The sequence below is a fragment of the Novosphingobium profundi genome, assembly GCF_018491765.1.
Lineage (GTDB): Bacteria > Pseudomonadota > Alphaproteobacteria > Sphingomonadales > Sphingomonadaceae > Novosphingobium > Novosphingobium profundi.
Genome location: NZ_JABWCU010000059.1, coordinates 1 through 2,902, shown reverse-complemented (window position 1 = coordinate 2,902; position 2,902 = coordinate 1). Strand labels below are relative to the sequence as shown.

The following is a 2,902-nucleotide window of genomic DNA, read 5'->3' as shown; positions in this document are numbered from 1 at the left end:
CGATTGGCGGCACCTGTGTCAATGTTGGCTGCGTTCCTTCCAAGACGCTGATCCGCGCCGCCGAAGCGGTGCATGGTGGGCTTGCCGCCGCGCGCTTTCCCGGCCTTGGGGGCGCTGTCCAGATGGATGACTGGTCCGTATTGGCGGCGTCGAAGGACGATCTTGTCACGACGCTGCGCCAAAAAAAATATGTCGATCTGCTGCCCGCCTATGACGGTGTGAGCTATATCGAGGGCAAGGCACGCTTTGCCGATGGTGCGCTGATTGTCGGCGATGCGCCCATGAAGGTCGGCAAGGTCATATTGGCGATGGGTGCGCACGCCGCCGTGCCGCCGATTCCGGGGATGGACAGCGTGCCCTACCTAACCAGCACATCGGCGCTGGCGCTGGATCGCTTGCCCAAATCGCTGCTGGTGATCGGTGGCGGGGTGATCGGGGTAGAACTGGGACAGATGTTTTCGCGTCTGGGCGTTGATGTCACCATCTGCTGCCGAAGCCGCCTGCTCCCCGAAATGGACCCGGAAGTGAGTGCCGCGCTGAAAAACTATTTGGAAGCCGAGGGCGTGCGGGTTTGCGCAGGTGTCGGCTATCAGCGTATCGCCCAAACACAGAGCGGGGTCGAATTGACCTGCGAGGGGCATTGTGACACCGTCGCGGCGGAACAGGTGCTCATCGCCACCGGACGCCGACCCAATAGCGACGGGCTTGGGCTGGAGGAGCGCGGCATAGTGCTTGCCCGTAATGGTGGAATCGTCGTCGATGACCACCTCGAAACGTCGGTTCCAGGCATTTACGCGGCGGGCGATGTAACGGGACGGGACCAGTTCGTCTACATGGCCGCCTATGGCGCAAAACTGGCCGCGCGCAACGCGGTGACGGGCAACCAATACCGCTACGACAATTCCTCCATGCCATCCGTCGTCTTCACCGACCCGCAAGTCGCCAGCGCCGGCCTCACTGAAACGACAGCACGGGCGCAAGGCCTGGACATCAAGGTTTCGCTGCTCCCGCTCGATGCTGTGCCAAGGGCACTGGCAGCACGCGATACGCGGGGTCTCATCAAACTGATTGCCGACAAGGCGAACGACCGTTTGCTGGGCGGCCAGATCATGGCACCCGAAGGCGCGGATTCGATCCAGACACTGGTGCTGGCGATCAAACACGGCATGACCACCCTGGAATTGGGTGCAACGATATTTCCTTACCTGACCACTGTGGAAGGCCTCAAACTGGCGGCCCAAACGTTTGATAAGGATGTCGCCAAACTGTCTTGCTGCGCCGGGTGATTGCTCGGGGATCAACCGGCAACGAATGGCCTCCCTCCAGTGCAAGCCGCTTTGGTGTCAATTTTGTTATTCGCCTCAGCGGGAGAGCAAAATGGCACGACGCCGACTTCTGACCGGAGACGAGCGCCGGCGCCTGTTCGATCCTCCTGTCCAAGAAACCGCGATCATTGGGCATTATACCCTTTCTGCGGAAGATGTTGAATTGGTTGGGCGCCGCTATGGTCCAGCAAATCGCCTCGGTCTGGCTGCACAAATCGCTTTGATGCGACATCCCGGCTTTGGTCTGCAACCCGAGATCGGGCTTCCCGACGTCATTCTTCAGTACCTCGCGGCACAGTTATTCGTCGATCCTTCCTCCTTCTCTGCATATGGTCAGCGCGCGCAAACCCGTACCGATCATGCCGATCTCGTGGCGCGTTATCTTGGCATACGCCCGTTTCGACGCGGCGACCTGGCACTTGCCCTGAATCTTGCCGCGCAAGCCGCCGAGTATACAGACAGAGGTGAACCGATTGTTCGCGCCCTCATGGTTGGCCTGAAGGGTGAGCGGTTCATTCTTCCGTCAGGCGACACACTGGAACGCGCCGGTCTTGCTGGCCGGGCACGCGCACGCAAAGCTGCCGCAGCCGCAATCGTCGAAGGCCTCAGCTCTGCTGAACTGACACGGCTAGACGAACTCGTAATCAACAACCCGGATTTCGGCATGACACCGCTGGCGTGGTTGCGTAATTTCGAAGAAGCCCCGACTGCGGCCAATATCAATGGCTTGCTTGAGCGCCTGCGCTATGTTCGCGGCATAGGTATCCACCCGGTAGTTGGGGGCGCCATTCCGGAATTCCGCTTTGCCCAATTTGTCCGCGAGGGCGGCGTGGCACCGGCATTCCTGCTTTCGGATTACAGCGTCAATCGCAGGCGGGCGACGTTGACGGCCGCAGTGATCGACCTTGAGGCCAGACTTGCCGATGCCGCGATCCAAATGTTTGACCGACTTATCGGCGGCATGTTCACGCGCGCGCGGCGTGGGCGCGAGCGTCGCTACCAAGATAGTATTCAGTCGGTGGGGCAACTCATGCGGCTGTTTGGCGCCACGATTACAGCACTTGATGAGGCTGTCCAGAATGGCGGCGATCCGCTCGAATTGATTGACGAAGCGGTGGGCTGGCACCGGCTTGTTGCGGCAAAGGCCCAAGTAGATGCCCTTGCTGATCTTGCCGGCGAGGACGCACTGGTAACGGCAACCGAGCGTTACGCCACGCTACGGCGTTTCAGCCCGGCATTTCTGGACGCCTTCACCTTCAAGGCGTCTGGAACAGGGACGGCACTGATCAAAGCCATCGATGTCATTCGCGATGCGAACACACGAAAGTCGCGCGACCTTCCCGATGGCGTTCCACTGCCATTCCCCAATCGGCAGTGGAAGCGTCTCATCACCGAAAGCGGCCGTATCGACCGCCGACGTTATGAAATTGCGATCATGGCAACCTTGCGTGATCGTTTGCGCGCCGGTGATGTATGGATCGAGGGAACCCGCAACTATCAGCGCTTCGATGCCTATTTGCTGGGTCGGCGCGACGCCGCCAAAGTGGCGGATGTGCTTCCGTTCGATTCAAATGCTG

At 60.1% G+C, this 2,902-nt stretch carries 2 protein-coding genes; both read left to right on the top strand.

Annotated features, from left to right (window positions below):
* The coding region (merA, locus tag HT136_RS25930) for a mercury(II) reductase (RefSeq protein WP_214202640.1) at nt 1-1,286 on the top strand (1,286 nt) is incomplete at its 5' end.
* 91 nt (nt 1,287-1,377) lie between these two features.
* Nucleotides 1,378-2,902, top strand: a 1,525-nt coding sequence (locus HT136_RS25925) for a DUF4158 domain-containing protein (protein WP_214202639.1), incomplete at its 3' end; no start/stop codon positions are given.